Here is a 17,934-nt window from a genome sequence, read left to right as displayed (position 1 = left end):
ATATTTAATATCTAAAATATGAAAAGACGCACTACTTCGTAGGCGTCTCCTCAGTCGTGAAATCTTATACCAACTCTACAGTTCCACCCGCAGATTCGATTAATTGCTTAGCTTTTTCGCTGATGGCATTTACTTTCGCGGTTACTTTGGCTTTCAGTTCTCCGTGGCCTAAGATTTTTACTTTAGCAGTCTTATTGATAAGACCGTTCATGTAAAGATTTTCCACAGAGAAGTCAGTCAGGCTGAATTTCTCCACTAAGTGATCAAGCTCACCGATGTTAAATACCTGGTATTCAACACGGTTCAGGCTTTTGAAACCACGTTTAGGCATACGACGCTGAATTGGCATCTGTCCACCTTCGTGACCTCTTTTGCTGCTGTAACCAGCGCGTGATTGTCCACCTTTATTACCTTTTGTAGCAGTACCACCCTTACCGGATGCTTCACCACGACCGAGGCGTTTTTCTTTATGTACGGAACCTTGTGCAGGCTGTAACGTATGCAGATTCATAATTAATTCTTTTTACTTACGCGGAAATTACCCGCTCGCTTAAATATAAATGTTCTTCTTAAATCTTCGGTATAAAAGTATGATTATTTCCCGGGTAATAAAAGATATTACGCCTTGGCTCCGTCAACTTTTACCAGATGATCTACTTTGCGTACCATACCCAGAATCTGGGGAGTAGCTTCCACTTCTACAGTGGCGTTCATTTTTTTCAGGCCCAGCGCTTTCAGCGTAAGCTTCTGACGTTCTGAACGGTCTATACCACTTTTTACCTGAGTGATTTTGATCTTTGCCATTGTTATATAAATTTCGCTTAGCGCGCGTTATTAACCGTTAAATACTTTCTTCAGAGACACACTTCTTGTTCTTGCTACCTGTAAAGGTTCGCGCAGCAGGCCTAAAGCTTTGAAAGTAGCTTTAACCACGTTGTGCGGGTTAGCAGAACCAAGAGATTTAGCCAATACGTCAGTGATACCTGCACTTTCCAGTACAGCACGCATTGAACCTCCGGCGATTACACCGGTACCATGAGCAGCTGGTTTTATCAGTACTTTAGCAGCACCTTCTTTAGCTAACTGGTCGTGAGGAATAGTGCCATGCATTACAGGTACTTTGATGAGATTTTTCTTAGCATCATCGATACCTTTAGTGATAGCTTCCTGCACTTCCTTAGCTTTACCAAGACCGTGACCTACTACACCGTGTTCGTTACCAACAACTACCAGGGCAGAAAAACTGAAAGTACGTCCACCTTTGGTTGTTTTAGTAACACGGTTGATAGCCACTACCTTCTCTTTCAGCTCCAGGTCACCGGCTTTTACTTTATTAAATGTATTCTTTGCCATTTTATTATTTGCGAATTACGATTTAATCAATTTCGATTTAGAATTGAAGACCACCTTCTCTGGCTCCATCTGCTACACTCTTTACACGTCCATGGTACAGATAACCACCGCGGTCAAAAGTACATGTAGTGATACCCAGCGCTTTTGCTTTAGTTGCTAATGCAGCACCTACCAATTTAGATTTCTCTATTTTTGGAACTTTCTGCGCTACGATATCTTTTTCACGTGAAGATGCGGAAGCCAGTGTTACGCCATTGGTATCATCTATCAATTGCACGTAAATATCGCTATTGCTGCGAAATACAGATAATCTTGGCTTTTGTGCACTACCGCCGATTTTCTTGCGGATGCGATAGCGGATCTTCTGTCTCCTGTTAATTTGTGTGCTCATTTCTCTGTTTATTTTTATCATTCCGATACTGCCGGAACGGTGTTGAATTAGCTAACTGATATTACTACCAGTTAGCTAATTAAAATTATTTACCTGCAGACTTACCTGCTTTCTTACGTACCACTTCATCACTGTAACGTACACCCTTACCTTTGTATGGTTCTGGTTTACGCAGGCTACGGATTTTAGCGGCAACCTGACCTAACAGTTGGTTGTCGATACCTTCCAGCATGATTTTAGGGTTAGAACCCTTTTCAGTGAGGGTAGCTACTTTCAGTTCTTTAGGGATCTCTATAATGATATTATGAGAGTAACCTAAGGAAAGGTCTAACAGCTGACCAGCGTTTGTGGCTTTGTAACCAACACCCACCAGTTCGAGTTGTTTTTTGAAACCATCTGTAACACCTGTTACCATGTTGGCAACCAGAGCGCGGTATAAACCGTGCAATGCGCGGTGACGGATCTGATCAGTAGGACGAACTACAGTAAGTACATCGTCTTTTACTTCTATTTTGATATCCCTGTCGATGATTCTTTTCAGTTCACCTTTAGGGCCTTTTACAGTCAGTTCATTAGAAACCGGCGCTACAGAAACTGTAACACCACTTACCAATTTGATAGGACTTTTACCTATACGAGACATAATTTCAGTTTTTACTGTTATGTTGTAATAGCAGGTTCTCCGTGTTCAGCTCCGTATAGAAGGCTTAATTGTCAGAGTTCCATTTTGCTGGTCGGATGAGAGACTCATCCGTATATATTAATAGATGAAGCAAACTACTTCGCCACCTACGTTCTGTGTTTTCGCTTCTTTATCGGTCATTACGCCTTTAGAAGTAGAGATGATTGCAACACCCAGACCATTCTTGATACGTTTGAAGTCGGCAGGTTTGGAGTATTGACGTAAGCCCGGACGGCTGATACGCTGCAGATCAGTGATCGCAGGTATTTTAGTTTGCGGGTCATACTTCAGAGCTATTTTGATAAGCCCCTGTTTAGTATCTTCTTCGAATTTGTACTTCAGGATGTAACCTTTGTCGTACAGAATTTCTGTGATACGTTTCTTCAGTTTGGAGGCAGGAATTTCTACAATCCTGTGGTTGGCCATTTGCGCGTTCCGGATTCTTGTCAGGAAGTCTGCTATTGGATCAGTAACCATTGTTCTTAAAATTTAAAAACTGTTTACAATGCGATATCCAATCAGTAATAGATGGGAAAATCAATTCAAAATTTGCGATGCGGCCGGAGATATTCCGGGAGCGATCGGCTTACCAGCTAGCTTTTCTAACGCCGGGTATTTTACCAGCCAGTGCCAGGTCGCGGAAAATGTTACGACACATACCGAAGTGACGCATGTAACCTTTTGGACGGCCGGTCAGCTGACACCTGTTGTGCAGGCGAACGGGAGATGCATTTTTAGGAAGTAAGTCCAGAGCTGCGTAGTTACCTTCAGCTTTGAGGGTAGCACGTTTTTCTGCGAACTTAGCAACCATAGCTTCTCTCTTTCTTTGGCGAGCTTTTACGGATTCTTTTGCCATAATGAGTTTAAAATTCCAGTTTATAAAAAGTTCAAATTCCAAATCCTGTAAAGGTTTGGAATTTGATATCAGTATGATTAGTTTTCCTGAGTATCTTTCTTCATGTTCTTGAACGGCATACCCAGTTCTTTCAGGAGCTCGTAAGCTTCTTCGTTGGTTTTAGCCGTAGTAACGAAGGTGATATCCATACCGGAAATCTTAGTTACTTTATCGATATCGATTTCAGGGAAAATGATCTGCTCGGTGATACCCAGGGTATAGTTACCGCGGCCATCGAAAGCTTTCTCATTTACACCTTTGAAGTCACGTACACGAGGCAGGGAAACTGCGATCAGGCGATCCAGGAAGTCATACATATTGGTGCTGCGTAAGGTAACGCGTGCGCCGATAGGCATGTTTTTTCTCAACTTGAAGTTAGAGATATCTTTCTTAGACATTGTAGCGATAGCTTTCTGACCAGATACGCGGGTCATTTCGTCTACAGCGATATCTACCAGTTTCTTATCACCTACAGCACCATTGATACCCTGGTTCAGACAGATCTTCACCAGGCGAGGAACCTGCATAACAGATTTATAGTTGAACTTCTTGTGCAGAGTTCCAACCACTTCGTCGTGGTATTTTGTTTGTAGTCTGGGTGTATATTTAGTGTTTGCCATTATTTAATTACCTCCCCTGATTTTTTAGCTATACGAACTAATTTACCGTTATCACGCTGTCTGTTAACCCTAGTAGCCTTACCTGCTTTAGCATCCCATAACATTACGTTAGAGATAGCGATAGGAGCTTCCTGCTTAACAATACCACCTTTGGTATTCTGAGCGGTTGGTTTGGTATGCTTGGTGATGATGTTAACACCTTCAACCAGTATGCGTGCCTTGTCAGGAATTACTTCAAGCACCTGACGGGGCTTGGTTCTGTCCTTGTCATCACCGGCAATCACCACTACCGTGTCGCCTTTCTTAATGTTGAACTTAGGCTTGAATCTCGTTTTCATTATTTGTTTATTTATAAACGCCAAGCGAAACACTGGTTTCGCTTGATTAATATTGTCGTTTTTGAAACGGGCTGCAAAGATAAAAAGAAAAAAGCAAAAATTAAAAAGTAAAATATTCTGCCGTTTCGAGCCCTTTACTTTTTACTTTTTGCCTTTCTGTAGTGTCTTTGATTACAGCACCTCGGGAGCCAGAGAGATAATCTTCATGTATCCCTTATCGCGCAGCTCACGGGCAACTGGTCCGAAGATACGGGTACCGCGTGGCTCGTCAGAGTTGTTCAGCAATACAACGGCGTTATCATCGAAGCGGATATAGGATCCGTCTTTACGGCGCAGCTTGTTTTTAGTTCTTACGATAACAGCTTTGGTAACCATACCTTTCTTAACGCCACCGCCTGGGATTGCATCTTTCACTGTTACTACGATCCTATCGCCCACTTTTGCATAGTCCTGGCCGGAGTTGCCTAATACCCTAATACACAGCACCTCTTTGGCACCGCTGTTATCAGCTACATTCAGCCTTGATTCTTGTTGTATCATTCCTAAAGAATTTGTTAGTTGTTTAATCAGCGGCTATACCCGGGGATGCCGAGTGTAGCTTGAAACAAATAGATTATTTTACTTTTTCTAAAACCTCAACCAGTCTCCAGCATTTGTTTTTGCTCAGAGGGCGAACTTCCATTATTTTAACGGTATCGCCGATACTGCACTCGTTTTTATCGTCGTGCGCCATGAATTTGGTAGTTTTCTTAACGAACTTACCATACATAGGGTGTTTCACCTTACGCTCAACGTTAACGGTGATGGTTTTATCCATTTTGTTGCTGGATACAACACCAGTTCTGATTTTTCGTAATTTTCTTTCGATCATTGTTGAAAGTGTTTACTCTTCAAGCCTCTTCCGGTATGTTTCGGAATTGGATTAATGAATATTTATAGTATTCAGGCTTATTTAAAAGCCCAGTTCTCTTTTGCGCAGCTCAGTTTTCAGCTGTGCTATCTGACGCCTGAGTGAGCGGATGCTCATTGGATTCTCAATGGGCGTAATTGCATGACTGAACGTAACTTTCTTCAGGCGTAACTCTTCCTCAGAGATTTTCGCTCTCAGGTCCTGTTCGCTCAGGCCTTTCAGATCCAGCTTTTCTTTTACCATTGTAATATTTAATTTCTGGTTTATCGTTTATAGTTTATCACTTCCGTTTTGCATTCCTGCGTTACCGGATTATGCAACGTAATCGCGACGTACTACAAATTTCACTTTAATAGGCAGCTTTTGTGCAGCCAGTTCCATTGCTTCTTTAGCTACCTGCATAGACACACCATCCGCTTCGAATAAGATACGGCCTGGTTTTACTACGGCAGCCCAATGATCCGGAGCACCTTTACCTTTACCCATCCTCACTTCAAGTGGTTTGGCGGTAATAGACTTATCAGGGAAAATACGTATCCACACGTTACCTTCACGCTTCATATGCCTGGTCAGAGCCACCCTGGCAGCTTCAATCTGCCGGTCAGTGATCCACTTAGGTTCCATTGCTTTGAGGCCGAAAGTACCAAAGGACAGCGCAGCACCACGCTTCGCATTACCTTTGATGCGGCCTTTGTGCATCTTCCTGTGTTTCGTTCTCTTTGGCTGTAACATCTCGGTATTAGTTAATTGTTAATGTTAATTGTTAAGTAAGACTATCTACGGCCACCACGGTCACCACCACCGCTATTTCCACCACCTCTTCTCTCTCCGCCACCACGGTTGTTATCTCTTCTTTCTCCACCGCCACGATGTTCACCACCTCTTTCGCCACCACGGTTTCCACCGCCTGTACGACCTTCGCCATCTTTACCGGCAACTGCGTTAGGGTTCAGATCACGTTCGCCCAGTACTTCACCTTTACAGATCCATACTTTGATACCTATTTTACCGTAAACGGTTAAGGCAAAGAGGGAAGCGTAGTCGATGTCCATACGGAAAGTGTGCAAAGGTACACGACCTTGCTTCATTTCTTCTGAACGAGCGATTTCAGCACCACCCAAACGACCACCAACTTTAACCTTGATACCTTCTGCACCCATTCTTAAAGCTGTGGCGATTGCCATCTTTATAGCACGTTTGTAGTTGATACGGCTTTCGATTTGCTTAGCGATTGTTTCAGCAACGATGTTAGCATCTATTTCCGGACGACGAATTTCAAGAATGTTTATCTGAACATCTTCTTTGCTAGTCAGCTTCTTCAGCTCTTCCTTGATACGATCAACCTCTCCACCGCCTTTACCTATGATGATACCAGGTTTAGATGTATGGATGGTGATGATCAGCTTTCCTAATGTTCTTTCAATTACTACACGAGAGATACCGCCTTTGTTGATACGGGCGCTCAGGTAAGTTCTGATCTTGTTATCTTCGATCAGTTTGACAGGATAATCCTTTTTGCTGCCATACCAATTAGAGTCCCATCCTTTGATGATACCTAACCTGTTACCAATAGGATTTGTTTTCTGACCCATGTTCCTGGTTTATTTGTCTATTAGATTAATAGTTTTTAGTTCCTTTTATTTTGCTGCCACCACTTTGCTGTCCACAACAATTGTTACGTGGTTACTTCTCTTGCGGATACGGTAACCTCTACCCTGTGGAGCTGGACGCATTCTTTTGAGAGTACGGCCACCATCAACGAAGACGGTTTTAACTGTCAGGTTAGCATCTTCTACCCTGGTTCCTTCGTTTTTCAGTTTCCAGTTAGCGATTGCAGATACCAGCAGTTTTTCCAGTGGTACGCTTGAGTGCTTTGCATGGAACTTCAAAATATTCAAAGCCTTTTCTACATCGAGACCACGGATCAGGTCTGCCAGCAAGCGCATTTTGCGAGGCGATGTAGGATTATTTCTAAGCTTAGCTACTGCTTCCATTGTCTTTATTATTTGATGTTTGAGGTTCGAAGTTTGGGGGTTCGAGGTTGAACTACGTCAAACCCTCTAACTTTTAAACTCCAAACGAATTACTACATTTTCTTGTTAGCGTGTCCTTTAAAGTTGCGGGTAGGTGCAAATTCTCCCAGTTTATGGCCAACCATAAACTCAGTAACGTATACCGGGATGAACTTGTTACCATTGTGTACCGCAAAAGTATGGCCTACGAAATCAGGCGTGATTGTAGAACGGCGGCTCCAGGTTTTTATAACTGTACGCTTCGCACCTTCATTCATTTTTTCTACTTTCTGCTCTAATTTCTGGTCAACGTAAGGACCTTTTTTAATGGAACGACCCATGTCTTGTTGTTTTTATTCCAGGTTCCGCGATACAAGTTCCGCATAAAGCGTCTCTGCGTAAGGCGGAACTAGTAAAGCGTTAAGTTTTATAATTTCTTGCCGTTTTTCCTGCTGATGATCAGTTTATCAGAGCTCTTCTGCGATTTCCTGGTTTTCAGACCTTTCGCATATTTACCTGACCTAGATCTTGGGTGACCGCCGGAAGATTTACCTTCACCACCACCCATCGGATGATCTACAGGGTTCATCGCAACACCACGGGTACGTGGGCGGATACCTCTCCAACGGTTAGCACCTGCTTTACCAATAGACTGTAATGCGTGATCAGAGTTAGAAACAGTACCTACGGTTGCAGAGCAAGTGATTAACACTTTACGCAGTTCACCGGAAGGCATTTTCAGTGTGGCATATTTTTCTTCCTTGTTGGACATCTGTGCATAAGTACCGGCGCTACGAGCGATTGCACCACCTTTACCAGGCTGCAGTTCGATATTATGTACAACTGTACCTAAAGGCATATTTCTTAATACCAGGCAGTTACCTACTTCCGGAGGTGCATCAGGACCACTTAATACAGTAGCGCCTACCTGCAGTCCCTGCGGAGCGAGGATGTAACGTTTTTCACCATCTGCATAGTTCAGCAGAGCGATGAATGCGCTACGGTTTGGATCGTATTCGATGCTCTTAACAGTAGCAGGAATAGAGTGTTTGTCGCGTTTGAAGTCGATGATACGGTAGTGTTGTTTGTGACCACCACCTATGTATCTCATAGACCTTCTACCCTGTGCGTTCCTACCACCACTTTTGGAGATAGGCTCCAGCAGACTTTTTTCAGGGGTATCCGAGGTAAGCTCTGCGTACGCGTTGCCTATTTTCCAACGGGTACCGGCTGTCATCGGTTTGTATTTCTTCAGTGCCATGATCTAGTGTCTTGTTTAACTAGTTTCTGTTTATAAAAAGTGATCTGTATATACATCCATCATCCTGCGGTTAGCAGGAATGAGCACTATATGTTAGCATACAGATCTATAGTTTCTCCTGGAGCCAGTGTTACCACTGCTTTTTTGTAAGCAGGTTTTTTACCCGCTATGAAACCTGCTTTGGTAAAGCGGAATTTGCTTTTACCTGGCATTACGGCAGTGTTCACATCTGCTACGGCAACACCGTAAAATTCTTCCACTGCTTTCTTGATCTCCAGTTTATTGGATTTCTTATCTACGATGAAGTAGTAGCGGTTGAATTTATCAGTGGCTTTGTTCACCTTTTCACTTACCACCGGTTTGATTAAAACGTCTGAAAGTTTCATCTTTTATGCTTTGAGTTGCGGCATGGGCTGCAACCTGTGTTTGTAATTTGATTAAGCTTCTACCGGTTCTTCTGTGAAGATTTTAGCAGCGCTTTCTGTGAATACCAGGGTATTGCTGTTCATGATATCATAAGTATTGATATCGCTGAGCATTACGCTGTCAACAGAAGGCAGATTCCTCAGAGACAGGTATACATTATCATTGTATTCTGGCAGAATAACTAAAGTTTTACGGCCATTTACATTTACTTTCAGACTGTTCAGGATACCTGCAAACTGTTTAGTTTTAGGGGTATCGAAGTTTACGTCTTCAAGAATAATGATATTGTTTTCCTTAGCCTTGATAGAGAGAGCAGAGATCTTAGCAAGATCTTTTACTTTTCTGTTCAGCTTAATGTCGTATCTGTGTGGTTTTGGTCCGAAGATAGTACCACCACCCTTGTACAAAGGGTTACGGATATTACCTTTACGTGCACCACCAGTACCTTTCTGTTTGTGTAATTTACGGGAAGCACCTTTCACTTCAGCTCTTGTCTTTACCTTGTGGGTACCCTGACGCTGAGCGGCGAGGTATTGCTTAACAGCCAGGTAAATCACATGATTATTGGGCTCTACACCGAAAATTTCTTCGGGAAGCTCAATAGATCTTCCGGTTTTCTTACCTTCTATATTTAGAATATCTACTTGCATGTTACTTCTGGATTAAAACGATTGAACCATTGTGGCCGGGAACGGAACCACTTACCAGGATATAATTCTTTTCAGGGAATATCTTCAGTATTTTCAGACCTTTCACTTTCACTTGTTCGTTACCAGTCTGGCCTGCCATACGCATACCCTTGAAAACGCGGGAAGGATAAGATGAACCACCAACAGAACCGGGAGCTCTGCTTCTATCGTGCTGACCGTGTGTAGCTTCACCAACACCGGAGAATCCATGACGTTTTACAACACCCTGGAAACCTTTACCTTTAGAGGTACCTACTACTTCGATTGTTTCGCCTTCTGTAAATATATCTGTGGTGATGGTTTCACCGAGGGCTTTTTGTACGTCCGGGTTACGGAACTCTTTTACAAATCTTTTGGGGGAGGTGCTTGCTTTCGCGAAGTGATTTGTTTCTGCCTTGGTAGTGTTTTTGGGTTTCTTTTCACCAAATGCTACCTGAATAGCGTTGTACCCATCTGTGGTTACATCTTTAACCTGAGTTACAACGTTAGGACCAGCTTCGATAATGGTACAAGCAGTTTGCTTTCCATTAGGCTCGAAGATACTGGTCATGCCGATCTTTTTACCAATAATACCTTTCATTTTATATATATTTTACCCAGCGCCTGAGGGATTTCCAGCTATCCTCAGGATGGGCGGTTTAAATGCTTTATTGGGCGGCCACCCAGAAGGTGTGACCTGTATGTGTTTGTTGTGGGTGTTATTTCCCCTATTGGCTATCCGGCCGAAACCTTATAACCAGGAAATAACAAGTCATATTATATCAAACAAGGCAGGCCTTTCGCCCACCTGCAGATGTACTACGCCTTAATTTCAACTTCCACACCGGAAGGTAAATCCAGCTTGCTCAACGCGTCTACAGTCCTTGAAGAAGAAGTGTAGATGTCCAGCAAACGCTTGTGCGTACATAACTGGAACTGCTCACGTGCTTTCTTGTTCACGTGTGGTGAACGTAACACCGTAAAAATTTTCTTTTCAGTTGGTAAAGGTATTGGACCTGTTACCACGGCGCCCGTGTTCCTCACGGTTTTAACGATCTTCTCAGCAGATTTATCTACCAGATTATGATCGTAGGACTTCAGCTTGATTCTAATTCTCTGAGACATATGCAATGAACTTCTTCTTTTTTCCCATTTACAATTTGGGAGGGCAAAGGTAACCCGTTTTTTTTATTTCACAAATAAATTGTGGAAAAAATAATGAGATCTCCACAATGAGTGAGGATATCATTCCCATAACCTGTAAAATTACCTCTTATAGATCTATTGATAGTCAATCCCTAACGAATCTTTACCCTACTTATTGCGTCAGTCCAAAAAAAACAGGCCCCCGGAAACCGGTGGCCTGTCCTGTCTGGGAATGCAATAAGCAATAGTTTCATTCCTGAAGATGCCCGGCCGGGTAACCCGCCCGACAAAGAATCCTGCAAGTCAGAAACTAAGCCAATACCTGATTAAATAAATCCATAGTTGTCTGGAAAGGCTTTTCATGAGGTTAATGCCTACTCTGTTACTTGGTTTTCGGCAATTCCAATTGTTCCCCATAACCGGAAACATGCCTGTAAATTAATTGCAAGCGCCCAAATAAAAGCTGTTCATTTCGTTCATTATCAACCAGTTTTGCCATTTTGTTCAGTGGCATAAAATAGCCTGTTTATTTGGCGATCAGGAATGAACAAAAAAATCCCCCTGCCGAAACAAGGGGATTTCTTTAAAAATTTGGAAATGTCGCATTGTGGCTTAACATTTCCTCACGGATTAAGAGAGCTGAGGTTACAAACCACCCAGCAGTCCTTGCAACAATGACATGATTGTTGCAAGTAATTGGTTTAACAAGGCCATATTAACAGTTATTCATACGTGTATGCCTACTCTTTTCTTGGTTTTCGGCAATCCCAATGGTGATGATCATCATCTTACAGGAATAAAATTAACAGCAATATTAAATATCGCAATCGTTCATTTTATTCATTTTCAATGACTTAGAAGGTTGGAAAAAGGCTCCGGTGTAATACCAGAACCTTCCAATGTGAACATTGTGGTGCTTAGAGTCCACCCAGAACAGTTGTCACAAATTTCATCAGTGCAGCAAGGATAGTTGATAACATGTCTTAGTAGATTGAGATGATGCCTACTCTGTTACTGGTTTTCGGCGATCCCAGGAGTAGCAGGCACTTGAGGGTAAGCCTGCTTTCTGAGATAAAGTTAAAACGTATGGGGCGTATTAAGTGTGTTCATTACATTCATTATCAATACGTTCGTTCAAGGTGTTCAAAGTGTTCAACATGTTTATGTCTATTCACAAAACGGGCAGAACAGCTAAAAAGCCATTCTGCCCGATACATTTACTGTAGTCAGTTTCCTATTTCATCATCTTTTCCTCACGCATGATCTGTTTTGCCTTTGATGTTGGCAGGAAGATCTGGAAACCTAAGCCAAAACTCAGGTTCTGGGAAGTAGTAGAGTTCCCTCCACCTACTATCAGATCATATTTCAACAACGCATCCAACGCTACGTTAGGTGTTATGAAATAAGATAGACCGGGGCCCACACCCAACTGCACACCGTTAGTAGAAGCACCGCTGGCTGGATTCTGTCCACCAAAACCGGCATTTGCTTCCAGAAAGAAACGGGCACGTTTGGAGAACTCCAGTTTCTCCACATTCTTATCATGGATATAGTAACGGGCTAATGCTCCTACCCCATAACTCACGTCAGAACCGGCACCATTGCTGGTTGACAGTCCGAAATTAACATACGCACCCACTGCCAGATCATCTTTAATAAAGTAAGCCAGCTTGGGATTCAAATTGAAATTAAATCGGGTACTTGCTTTCTGGAAGGTGAAACCAAAGTCGGTAATATCTGATCCCACCATTAAATTACCTTTCTGCGTTTGCGCAACTGCTGCGCTGCTAACAAACAATGCCATTAGGGCCATGGTTAGTTTTGGAATTCTTTTCATGTTCTGAACTTTTGTTTGAGTTAATACTTGCCGTCAGAATAACATTACACATAAGTGCTGGAAATGTTTGAATAAAAAGGTAGGTATCAGGGGGTTACATGTTTATTATAAGATATTCATTTCCAAAAAGAAGCCATAATGGGTTAATAGTTCTCATGTAACTGATCATTCAGCCATTCAATATGAGGGCAAAACTCCCCTTTACGTTGTAAGAATTGTAGAAAGCTTTCAAGCCTTGCTTTCATTTTAAGACCGCTAATACGGGAGATATAAGCAGGCAGACCGTACTTTTCGAGATCACACAGCTCCCAGGGATGAAAATAACAGGAAAGCACCTGGTCTTTATTTAAAATGATATTGCTGAAATATCTTGTTACAAAATCCGGCATGTTTTTCACACTTAACCAGAAGATGGGATAACGAATCAGGGGTGAAACAGATGTTGGAATGATATAGCAGTCTTCTTCAGTAAACATCGTCCTGGCTTTATCCCAGTTATTATATCTTCCCGGCAGCCAGGTTGGATTAACAGACGCGTCATAAACATACCCTGCTGCCTTTAAGGCCGTATAATCCACCTTTTGCAGGCGGGGCATACGAAAGCCATACACCTGCTTCCCGGTTATTTTTTGCAGCACAGTCCTGGAGCTTTCCAGATGAGCCGGTTCGAAATCACTATGGAAATGCGCATGGGATGCGACTTCATGCCGGACGGCCAGTTGGCGGACTAACTCCGGATGATGCTGCGCCCAGTAAGCTGTTACAAAAAAGGTGGCCCTTACATTGTATTTGTCAAACAGGTCCAGCATTATCAGCAATCCCTTACGCGAAATATTCAATTTATCTTCGGGACTAACCCGTACCCCATATTCTTCCGGAATATCAAACTCCTCTACATCCACACTGATCAATAATTTCCTGGTGATATTCATTTTATCTTGATTTTAATATAGAGATGTAATTCAGTAATTCGCGGCATAATAATCTTATACCAAAAGAGGAGAAATTAATTTCAGGCCGGCATGTAATATCAACAGATGCAATATTTAATTCTGATAATTTAGATGCTTTATGAATAAATTCACTGTCATACAGAAACCCGTCTATTTGTGTAGCTAACAATACCTGCCGGCCGTAATAGTTAATCCCTTTAAGACCAGCCTGTGCATCTCCTACTTTTAAACCTAAAACATGCCTGTTCAATACCCGGCTGATAAGCGTGACAACTTTCCTTTTCACAGGTAATACCTCCAGGTATTGTCTGCCTCTTTCTCCTGCAACAATATCTGCACCTTCTATCAACTGCATGTATACCTGTTTCAATGCTGCTGTCCCAAAAGGGAAATCCAGGTCTGTATAGATCTGAAAATCATACCAGGCTCTCCTGATACCTTCCCTTACTGCATACCCTTTCCCCCGGTTCACCAGATTATCTACAATAATGATATCCGGGATTGCCTTCCGCAGAGCTGTAATTTCTGCAGGGCCAAAATTCCTGGCCGATCCATCATTGACCACAATCAATTGTACCGGAACATTTTCCATGATGTTCACTAATTCGGTAAAATGATGTTCCAAAGTTTTTACCCAGCCTTCAGGTGGATTAAAACATGGTAAAATGAGATCAAATCCTGGAGTCATTACCTGTTTGTACATAGGTTTTGTACCAACAGTTACATGTTTAATAAACAGCTGTTCAGACATAACGTATTTTTACATACCACCCCCGTTCTGCTCCGTTGGAACGGTCAGTTAATTAATAAATCTTAATTCTCTACTTATATATATATGTATCTATGCTACAATACTTTACTTTTTAAAAACGGAAGATATTCTCAGCCCCCCTATAGCTGCCTGTAAAAAAAGAAGGACAACCGCACAAGGCAACGCTTTTATGTGCCAGGCAATGGCATATTGATTAATACAACGGGGAATCAGATCAGTGGGAGACAGTGATACAATGATGAAAGCCGACCAGAGCAATATATCCTGCCACCTTTTTTGCAATGGCATCATATAGCAGCCTATACCCACACCTGTTGCGGCTATTATATAGGTTGGCGCTTCTGTACTCTGATTAAATATAACCACCCATATAAGCAGGTAAGCCGTGAGCAGCCAGGGATATACAGGGGTTGGTTTTAAATAACCGCAAAGCAGGGCATACAATAAGCCAATGACCGCAAGGCCCAGCATGACCTTATCAAAACCGGCGATTAATGCCGGCGCTAAACCCAACATTACGTGTAACATGCCCAGTAAAGACCCATCTTCTTTTATAGTAGTACTTGTTAATAACTGCACCCAATCACTATAATGCTGTAACAATTGTGCAGGAGTGATAAACAACAGAGGTAAGGCTGTGCCTATGATACCACAACATAAACCCCATCCGATAAAAGCTCCTTTACGGGGATAAAAGAGGAAAGCCAGCGCTGCAATAGCGCCATAACCTTTTATAAAGAAACACAGACTGGCAAAAAGTGCTGCACGGAAAGACTGCCCTCTTTGCAAATGGATCACAGTAAGGACCATGAATGCTGCAACAGCCGGGTTAGTCTGTTCTGACTGTATGGCGTTACTTAGCTCTATAAGGAGGAACCAGCTTATGGAAGACTTAACCTTTACGTCCAGTGGCAACTTACGTAATGTGTACAGGAAGAGGGCTGTACTTGCCAGCAACCAGCATAGTAATCCTATTTCCTTTGGCCATATTGCAAAAGGGGCAAAAAGCACCGGAAAAGAAGGATGATATAGGAAATAGTCATAATATTCAGCAGGATACAATTGATATAACGGCATCCCATGAATAAGATGGTAAAAAGAAGCCCGGAAGATGACAAAATTATTATACCGTCCCATCATAATTGCCTGCACATATAATATGATCGTTGCGAGCATATATATGATCCCAATAGTAAGCGGATGCATCATCTTTGCGAATAATGCCTGTCTTCTGGTAGAAGATCTTATAAAATCCATACAGATATAGGTATCAGTTATTTATCAAATGCCAATTAACAGTAAATAACAGTAGTTAACACTAATTAACACTTATAGAACGCGATATTACAAAAGAAGTTACAAGCTCTGCAGGGGATTAAGCAATTATTAAGCTCTTTTTAAGGTGGTGGCGGGGTCTTAACAAAAAAAATCCGTCCTGTATAAACAGGACGGACCGTATAAATTCAGAATCTATTCAGAATTAGTCTGCGTTCACTTTACCTTTCACTTTTGCTATTTCCTCTTCAGCGATGCTGTTAGGAGCAGGTGAATAGTGAGAGAACTCCATGATAGAAGATGCACGACCAGAAGACATTGAACGAAGCTGGGTTACATAACCGAACATTTCTTTCAATGGTACTTTAGCCTTGATTACCTGCACACCATTCCTCATTTCCATACCTTCCAGCATACCACGACGACGGTTCAGGTCACCTGTAACATCACCCATGTATTGGTCTGGAGTCTGTACTTCCACTTTCATGATTGGTTCCAGTAAAACTGGTTTGGCTTTTTTACCAGCCTCACGGAAAGCAGATTTAGCACATAACTCAAATGACATAGCATCGGAGTCAACCTGGTGGAAGGAACCATCAAACAGACGTACTTTCAGATTATCCAAAGGATAGCCAGCCAGTACACCATTGTTCATGGATTGTTCGAAACCTTTCTGTACAGAAGGGATGAACTCCTTAGGGATAGATCCACCAAAGATATCGTTCACGAACTGGAATGATTTACCATCATTTTCTTTCAGCCATTCAGCGTCAGCAGGTCCGATTGTAACCTGGATGTCCGCGAATTTACCACGACCACCAGTTTGTTTCTTGTACACTTCACGGTGTTCAATGGTGGTTGTAAGTGCTTCTTTGAAAGCTACTTGTGGCGCACCCTGGTTAACTTCTACCTTGAACTCGCGACGCATACGGTCAACGATGATTTCCAGGTGAAGCTCACCCATACCGCTGAGGATGGTCTGACCCGTTTCTTCGTCTGTTCTCGCTCTCAGGGTAGGATCTTCTTCTACCAGTTTAGCGATTGACATACCCATCTTATCCATATCTGCCTGTGTTTTAGGCTCGATGGCGATGTGTATTACAGGCTCAGGGAAGGTCATTGATTCCAGAATGATCGGATGATCTTCGTTACACAGGGTATCACCTGTTTTGATATCTTTAAAACCTACAGCAGCTCCGATATCACCAGCTTCGATGAAATCGATAGGGTTCTGCTTGTTGGCGTGCATTTGCATAATACGGCTGATACGCTCGTTCTTACCTGTACGTGTGTTCAGTACATAAGAACCAGCATCCAGGTGACCAGAGTAAGCCCGGAAGAATGCAAGACGACCTACGAAAGGATCGGTCATGATCTTAAAGGCCAGTGCTGCGAATGGTTCTTTAGCATCTGGTTTACGTTCGATTTCTTCGCCGTTGTCAGGATTAGTTCCTTTTACAGCTTCGATATCCATTGGAGAAGGCAGGTAACGGCAAACACCATCCAGCATTTTCTGTACACCTTTGTTCTTGAAGGAAGAACCGCACAGCATTGGAATGATAGCGATGTCGATAGTAGCTTTACGGATAGCTTCGTGAATTTCATCTTCAGTGATCGAGTTAGGATCTTCGAAGAATTTCTCCAACAGCTTCTCATCATAATCAGCAACTGATTCTACCAGTTTAGCTCTCCATTCTTCCGCTTCGTCCTTCATGTCTGCAGGAATTTCGATTTCCTGGTAGGTAGCACCTTTACCTTCTTCATCCCAGATAATACCTTTCATAGTGATCAGGTCAACCACACCTTTGAAGGTATCTTCAGCGCCGATAGGCAGCATCAGGGGAACAGGGTTAGCTCCTAACATTTCCTTCACCTGTTTTACCACGTTCAGGAAGTCAGCACCAGACCGGTCCATTTTGTTAACGAAACCGATACGGGGTACACGGTAACGGTTAGCCTGACGCCAAACGGTTTCAGACTGAGGTTCAACACCAGATACGGCGCAGAACAATGCTACCAGACCATCCAGTACACGCAGGGAACGTTCTACCTCTACGGTAAAGTCCACGTGACCCGGAGTATCAATGATGTTAAATTTATACTCTTTTGAATCTGGCTGAATCTTTCCCTGTAAGGTTGGGAATTTCCAGAAACAAGTAGTAGCAGCAGATGTAATGGTAATACCTCTCTCCTGCTCTTGTGCCATCCAGTCCATGGTGGCAGCACCTTCGTGCACTTCCCCAATTTTGTGGGATTTACCTGTGTAATACAGGATACGCTCTGTGGTAGTGGTTTTACCCGCATCAATGTGCGCCGCAATACCAAAGTTTCTCTGAAATCTTAAGTCTGCCATATAATATTAAAATGACTGTATATAATACAATTTGGGGGGCAA

General features: G+C 42.6%; 27 protein-coding genes. All 27 read right to left on the bottom strand.

What is annotated here, in order from left to right:
* Positions 1-64 precede the first annotated feature (64 nt).
* The 27 genes from rplO to fusA all read right to left on the bottom strand — a co-directional run bounded on the left by rplO (position 65) and on the right by fusA (position 17,892).
* Complete coding sequence (gene rplO / locus BMW86_RS14660) at positions 65-511, bottom strand: 50S ribosomal protein L15 (protein ID WP_089782483.1); 447 nt, start codon at positions 509-511, stop codon at positions 65-67.
* 107 nt (positions 512-618) lie between these two features.
* Positions 619-804 (bottom strand): 50S ribosomal protein L30, encoded by a 186-nt coding sequence (gene rpmD / locus BMW86_RS14655; protein WP_089782482.1) that lies wholly within the window; start codon positions 802-804, stop codon positions 619-621.
* A gap of 30 nt (positions 805-834) precedes the next feature.
* Positions 835-1,353 (bottom strand): 30S ribosomal protein S5, encoded by a 519-nt coding sequence (gene rpsE / locus BMW86_RS14650; RefSeq protein WP_089782481.1) that lies wholly within the window; start codon positions 1,351-1,353, stop codon positions 835-837.
* Positions 1,354-1,390: 37 nt separating this feature from the next.
* Complete coding sequence (gene rplR / locus BMW86_RS14645) at positions 1,391-1,744, bottom strand: 50S ribosomal protein L18 (RefSeq protein WP_089783687.1); 354 nt, start codon at positions 1,742-1,744, stop codon at positions 1,391-1,393.
* Between the two features lie 85 nt (positions 1,745-1,829).
* A complete protein-coding gene (gene rplF, locus BMW86_RS14640) occupies positions 1,830-2,387 on the bottom strand; it encodes a 50S ribosomal protein L6 (RefSeq protein WP_089782480.1) in 558 nt (185 codons plus the stop codon).
* 117 nt (positions 2,388-2,504) lie between these two features.
* Positions 2,505-2,903, bottom strand: coding sequence for a 30S ribosomal protein S8 (gene rpsH / locus BMW86_RS14635; protein ID WP_089782479.1), 399 nt, complete (start codon positions 2,901-2,903; stop codon positions 2,505-2,507).
* A gap of 109 nt (positions 2,904-3,012) precedes the next feature.
* Positions 3,013-3,282 (bottom strand): 30S ribosomal protein S14, encoded by a 270-nt coding sequence (gene rpsN / locus BMW86_RS14630; protein ID WP_089783686.1) that lies wholly within the window; start codon positions 3,280-3,282, stop codon positions 3,013-3,015.
* Between the two features lie 77 nt (positions 3,283-3,359).
* Complete coding sequence (gene rplE, locus BMW86_RS14625; RefSeq protein ID WP_089782478.1) at positions 3,360-3,941, bottom strand: 50S ribosomal protein L5; 582 nt, start codon at positions 3,939-3,941, stop codon at positions 3,360-3,362.
* Positions 3,941-4,279, bottom strand: coding sequence for a 50S ribosomal protein L24 (rplX, locus tag BMW86_RS14620; RefSeq protein WP_089782477.1), 339 nt, complete (start codon positions 4,277-4,279; stop codon positions 3,941-3,943). The genes rplE and rplX overlap by 1 nt, the downstream gene beginning before the upstream one ends.
* 171 nt (positions 4,280-4,450) lie before the next feature.
* Complete coding sequence (gene rplN / locus BMW86_RS14615; protein WP_089782476.1) at positions 4,451-4,819, bottom strand: 50S ribosomal protein L14; 369 nt, start codon at positions 4,817-4,819, stop codon at positions 4,451-4,453.
* A 73-nt stretch (positions 4,820-4,892) separates the two neighbouring features.
* Entirely contained in the window at positions 4,893-5,150 is a 258-nt protein-coding gene (rpsQ, locus tag BMW86_RS14610; RefSeq protein ID WP_177189269.1) for a 30S ribosomal protein S17, read from the bottom strand.
* An 81-nt stretch (positions 5,151-5,231) separates the two neighbouring features.
* Positions 5,232-5,432, bottom strand: a complete 201-nt coding sequence (rpmC, locus tag BMW86_RS14605) for a 50S ribosomal protein L29 (protein WP_089782475.1) — start codon at positions 5,430-5,432, stop codon at positions 5,232-5,234.
* 69 nt (positions 5,433-5,501) lie between these two features.
* Entirely contained in the window at positions 5,502-5,921 is a 420-nt protein-coding gene (gene rplP / locus BMW86_RS14600) for a 50S ribosomal protein L16 (protein WP_089782474.1), read from the bottom strand.
* A gap of 41 nt (positions 5,922-5,962) precedes the next feature.
* Positions 5,963-6,781 (bottom strand): 30S ribosomal protein S3, encoded by an 819-nt coding sequence (gene rpsC / locus BMW86_RS14595; protein WP_089782473.1) that lies wholly within the window; start codon positions 6,779-6,781, stop codon positions 5,963-5,965.
* Between the two features lie 45 nt (positions 6,782-6,826).
* Complete coding sequence (gene rplV / locus BMW86_RS14590) at positions 6,827-7,183, bottom strand: 50S ribosomal protein L22 (protein WP_089782472.1); 357 nt, start codon at positions 7,181-7,183, stop codon at positions 6,827-6,829.
* 92 nt (positions 7,184-7,275) lie between these two features.
* Positions 7,276-7,542, bottom strand: a complete 267-nt coding sequence (gene rpsS, locus BMW86_RS14585; RefSeq protein WP_089782471.1) for a 30S ribosomal protein S19 — start codon at positions 7,540-7,542, stop codon at positions 7,276-7,278.
* Positions 7,543-7,628: 86 nt separating this feature from the next.
* Positions 7,629-8,462, bottom strand: coding sequence for a 50S ribosomal protein L2 (gene rplB, locus BMW86_RS14580; RefSeq protein ID WP_089782470.1), 834 nt, complete (start codon positions 8,460-8,462; stop codon positions 7,629-7,631).
* An 86-nt stretch (positions 8,463-8,548) separates the two neighbouring features.
* Entirely contained in the window at positions 8,549-8,848 is a 300-nt protein-coding gene (gene rplW / locus BMW86_RS14575; RefSeq protein ID WP_089782469.1) for a 50S ribosomal protein L23, read from the bottom strand.
* Between the two features lie 51 nt (positions 8,849-8,899).
* Positions 8,900-9,538, bottom strand: a complete 639-nt coding sequence (gene rplD / locus BMW86_RS14570) for a 50S ribosomal protein L4 (protein WP_089782468.1) — start codon at positions 9,536-9,538, stop codon at positions 8,900-8,902.
* 1 nt (position 9,539) lies between these two features.
* Positions 9,540-10,157 carry a 50S ribosomal protein L3 gene (rplC, locus tag BMW86_RS14565; protein ID WP_089782467.1) on the bottom strand — a complete coding sequence of 206 codons (618 nt, stop codon included), beginning with the start codon at positions 10,155-10,157 and terminating at the stop codon, positions 9,540-9,542.
* Positions 10,158-10,375: 218 nt separating this feature from the next.
* Positions 10,376-10,681 (bottom strand): 30S ribosomal protein S10, encoded by a 306-nt coding sequence (gene rpsJ / locus BMW86_RS14560; protein ID WP_012789286.1) that lies wholly within the window; start codon positions 10,679-10,681, stop codon positions 10,376-10,378.
* A 403-nt stretch (positions 10,682-11,084) separates the two neighbouring features.
* Positions 11,085-11,216 carry a hypothetical protein gene (locus BMW86_RS33185; protein WP_255372925.1) on the bottom strand — a complete coding sequence of 44 codons (132 nt, stop codon included), beginning with the start codon at positions 11,214-11,216 and terminating at the stop codon, positions 11,085-11,087.
* Between the two features lie 720 nt (positions 11,217-11,936).
* Positions 11,937-12,539: a porin family protein gene (locus BMW86_RS14555; protein WP_255372924.1), complete on the bottom strand. Its 603-nt coding sequence runs from the start codon at positions 12,537-12,539 to the stop codon at positions 11,937-11,939.
* Between the two features lie 143 nt (positions 12,540-12,682).
* On the bottom strand, positions 12,683-13,471 hold the full coding sequence (locus tag BMW86_RS14550; RefSeq protein WP_089782466.1) for a polysaccharide deacetylase family protein: 789 nt from the start codon (positions 13,469-13,471) through the stop codon (positions 12,683-12,685).
* 1 nt (position 13,472) lies between these two features.
* A complete protein-coding gene (locus BMW86_RS14545; RefSeq protein WP_089782465.1) occupies positions 13,473-14,243 on the bottom strand; it encodes a glycosyltransferase in 771 nt (256 codons plus the stop codon).
* Between the two features lie 105 nt (positions 14,244-14,348).
* Complete coding sequence (locus tag BMW86_RS14540) at positions 14,349-15,521, bottom strand: glycosyltransferase family 87 protein (RefSeq protein WP_089782464.1); 1,173 nt, start codon at positions 15,519-15,521, stop codon at positions 14,349-14,351.
* Between the two features lie 223 nt (positions 15,522-15,744).
* A complete protein-coding gene (gene fusA, locus BMW86_RS14535; protein ID WP_089782463.1) occupies positions 15,745-17,892 on the bottom strand; it encodes an elongation factor G in 2,148 nt (715 codons plus the stop codon).
* Positions 17,893-17,934: the final 42 nt, after the last annotated feature.

Origin of the sequence: Chitinophaga sp. YR573, assembly GCF_900110995.1 — a bacterium.
Classification (GTDB): domain Bacteria; phylum Bacteroidota; class Bacteroidia; order Chitinophagales; family Chitinophagaceae; genus Chitinophaga.
Note: the sequence above shows the minus strand (reverse complement) of the source record. Positions and strands in the feature narration are given on the sequence as shown.

What these genes read in the sequence shown, in the direction of transcription:
- rplO (WP_089782483.1), bottom strand. Translation starts at nt 511, where the DNA reads ATGAATCTGCATACGTTACAGCCTGCACAAGGTTCCGTACATAAAGAA.
- rpmD (WP_089782482.1), bottom strand. Translation starts at nt 804, where the DNA reads ATGGCAAAGATCAAAATCACTCAGGTAAAAAGTGGTATAGACCGTTCA.
- rpsE (WP_089782481.1), bottom strand. Translation starts at nt 1,353, where the DNA reads ATGGCAAAGAATACATTTAATAAAGTAAAAGCCGGTGACCTGGAGCTG.
- rplR (WP_089783687.1), bottom strand. Translation starts at nt 1,744, where the DNA reads ATGAGCACACAAATTAACAGGAGACAGAAGATCCGCTATCGCATCCGC.
- rplF (WP_089782480.1), bottom strand. Translation starts at nt 2,387, where the DNA reads ATGTCTCGTATAGGTAAAAGTCCTATCAAATTGGTAAGTGGTGTTACA.
- rpsH (WP_089782479.1), bottom strand. Translation starts at nt 2,903, where the DNA reads ATGGTTACTGATCCAATAGCAGACTTCCTGACAAGAATCCGGAACGCG.
- rpsN (WP_089783686.1), bottom strand. Translation starts at nt 3,282, where the DNA reads ATGGCAAAAGAATCCGTAAAAGCTCGCCAAAGAAAGAGAGAAGCTATG.
- rplE (WP_089782478.1), bottom strand. Translation starts at nt 3,941, where the DNA reads ATGGCAAACACTAAATATACACCCAGACTACAAACAAAATACCACGAC.
- rplX (WP_089782477.1), bottom strand. Translation starts at nt 4,279, where the DNA reads ATGAAAACGAGATTCAAGCCTAAGTTCAACATTAAGAAAGGCGACACG.
- rplN (WP_089782476.1), bottom strand. Translation starts at nt 4,819, where the DNA reads ATGATACAACAAGAATCAAGGCTGAATGTAGCTGATAACAGCGGTGCC.
- rpsQ (WP_177189269.1), bottom strand. Translation starts at nt 5,150, where the DNA reads ATGATCGAAAGAAAATTACGAAAAATCAGAACTGGTGTTGTATCCAGC.
- rpmC (WP_089782475.1), bottom strand. Translation starts at nt 5,432, where the DNA reads ATGGTAAAAGAAAAGCTGGATCTGAAAGGCCTGAGCGAACAGGACCTG.
- rplP (WP_089782474.1), bottom strand. Translation starts at nt 5,921, where the DNA reads ATGTTACAGCCAAAGAGAACGAAACACAGGAAGATGCACAAAGGCCGC.
- rpsC (WP_089782473.1), bottom strand. Translation starts at nt 6,781, where the DNA reads ATGGGTCAGAAAACAAATCCTATTGGTAACAGGTTAGGTATCATCAAA.
- rplV (WP_089782472.1), bottom strand. Translation starts at nt 7,183, where the DNA reads ATGGAAGCAGTAGCTAAGCTTAGAAATAATCCTACATCGCCTCGCAAA.
- rpsS (WP_089782471.1), bottom strand. Translation starts at nt 7,542, where the DNA reads ATGGGTCGTTCCATTAAAAAAGGTCCTTACGTTGACCAGAAATTAGAG.
- rplB (WP_089782470.1), bottom strand. Translation starts at nt 8,462, where the DNA reads ATGGCACTGAAGAAATACAAACCGATGACAGCCGGTACCCGTTGGAAA.
- rplW (WP_089782469.1), bottom strand. Translation starts at nt 8,848, where the DNA reads ATGAAACTTTCAGACGTTTTAATCAAACCGGTGGTAAGTGAAAAGGTG.
- rplD (WP_089782468.1), bottom strand. Translation starts at nt 9,538, where the DNA reads ATGCAAGTAGATATTCTAAATATAGAAGGTAAGAAAACCGGAAGATCT.
- rplC (WP_089782467.1), bottom strand. Translation starts at nt 10,157, where the DNA reads ATGAAAGGTATTATTGGTAAAAAGATCGGCATGACCAGTATCTTCGAG.
- rpsJ (WP_012789286.1), bottom strand. Translation starts at nt 10,681, where the DNA reads ATGTCTCAGAGAATTAGAATCAAGCTGAAGTCCTACGATCATAATCTG.
- BMW86_RS33185 (WP_255372925.1), bottom strand. Translation starts at nt 11,216, where the DNA reads ATGCCACTGAACAAAATGGCAAAACTGGTTGATAATGAACGAAATGAA.
- BMW86_RS14555 (WP_255372924.1), bottom strand. Translation starts at nt 12,539, where the DNA reads ATGAAAAGAATTCCAAAACTAACCATGGCCCTAATGGCATTGTTTGTT.
- BMW86_RS14550 (WP_089782466.1), bottom strand. Translation starts at nt 13,471, where the DNA reads ATGAATATCACCAGGAAATTATTGATCAGTGTGGATGTAGAGGAGTTT.
- BMW86_RS14545 (WP_089782465.1), bottom strand. Translation starts at nt 14,243, where the DNA reads ATGTCTGAACAGCTGTTTATTAAACATGTAACTGTTGGTACAAAACCT.
- BMW86_RS14540 (WP_089782464.1), bottom strand. Translation starts at nt 15,521, where the DNA reads ATGGATTTTATAAGATCTTCTACCAGAAGACAGGCATTATTCGCAAAG.
- fusA (WP_089782463.1), bottom strand. Translation starts at nt 17,892, where the DNA reads ATGGCAGACTTAAGATTTCAGAGAAACTTTGGTATTGCGGCGCACATT.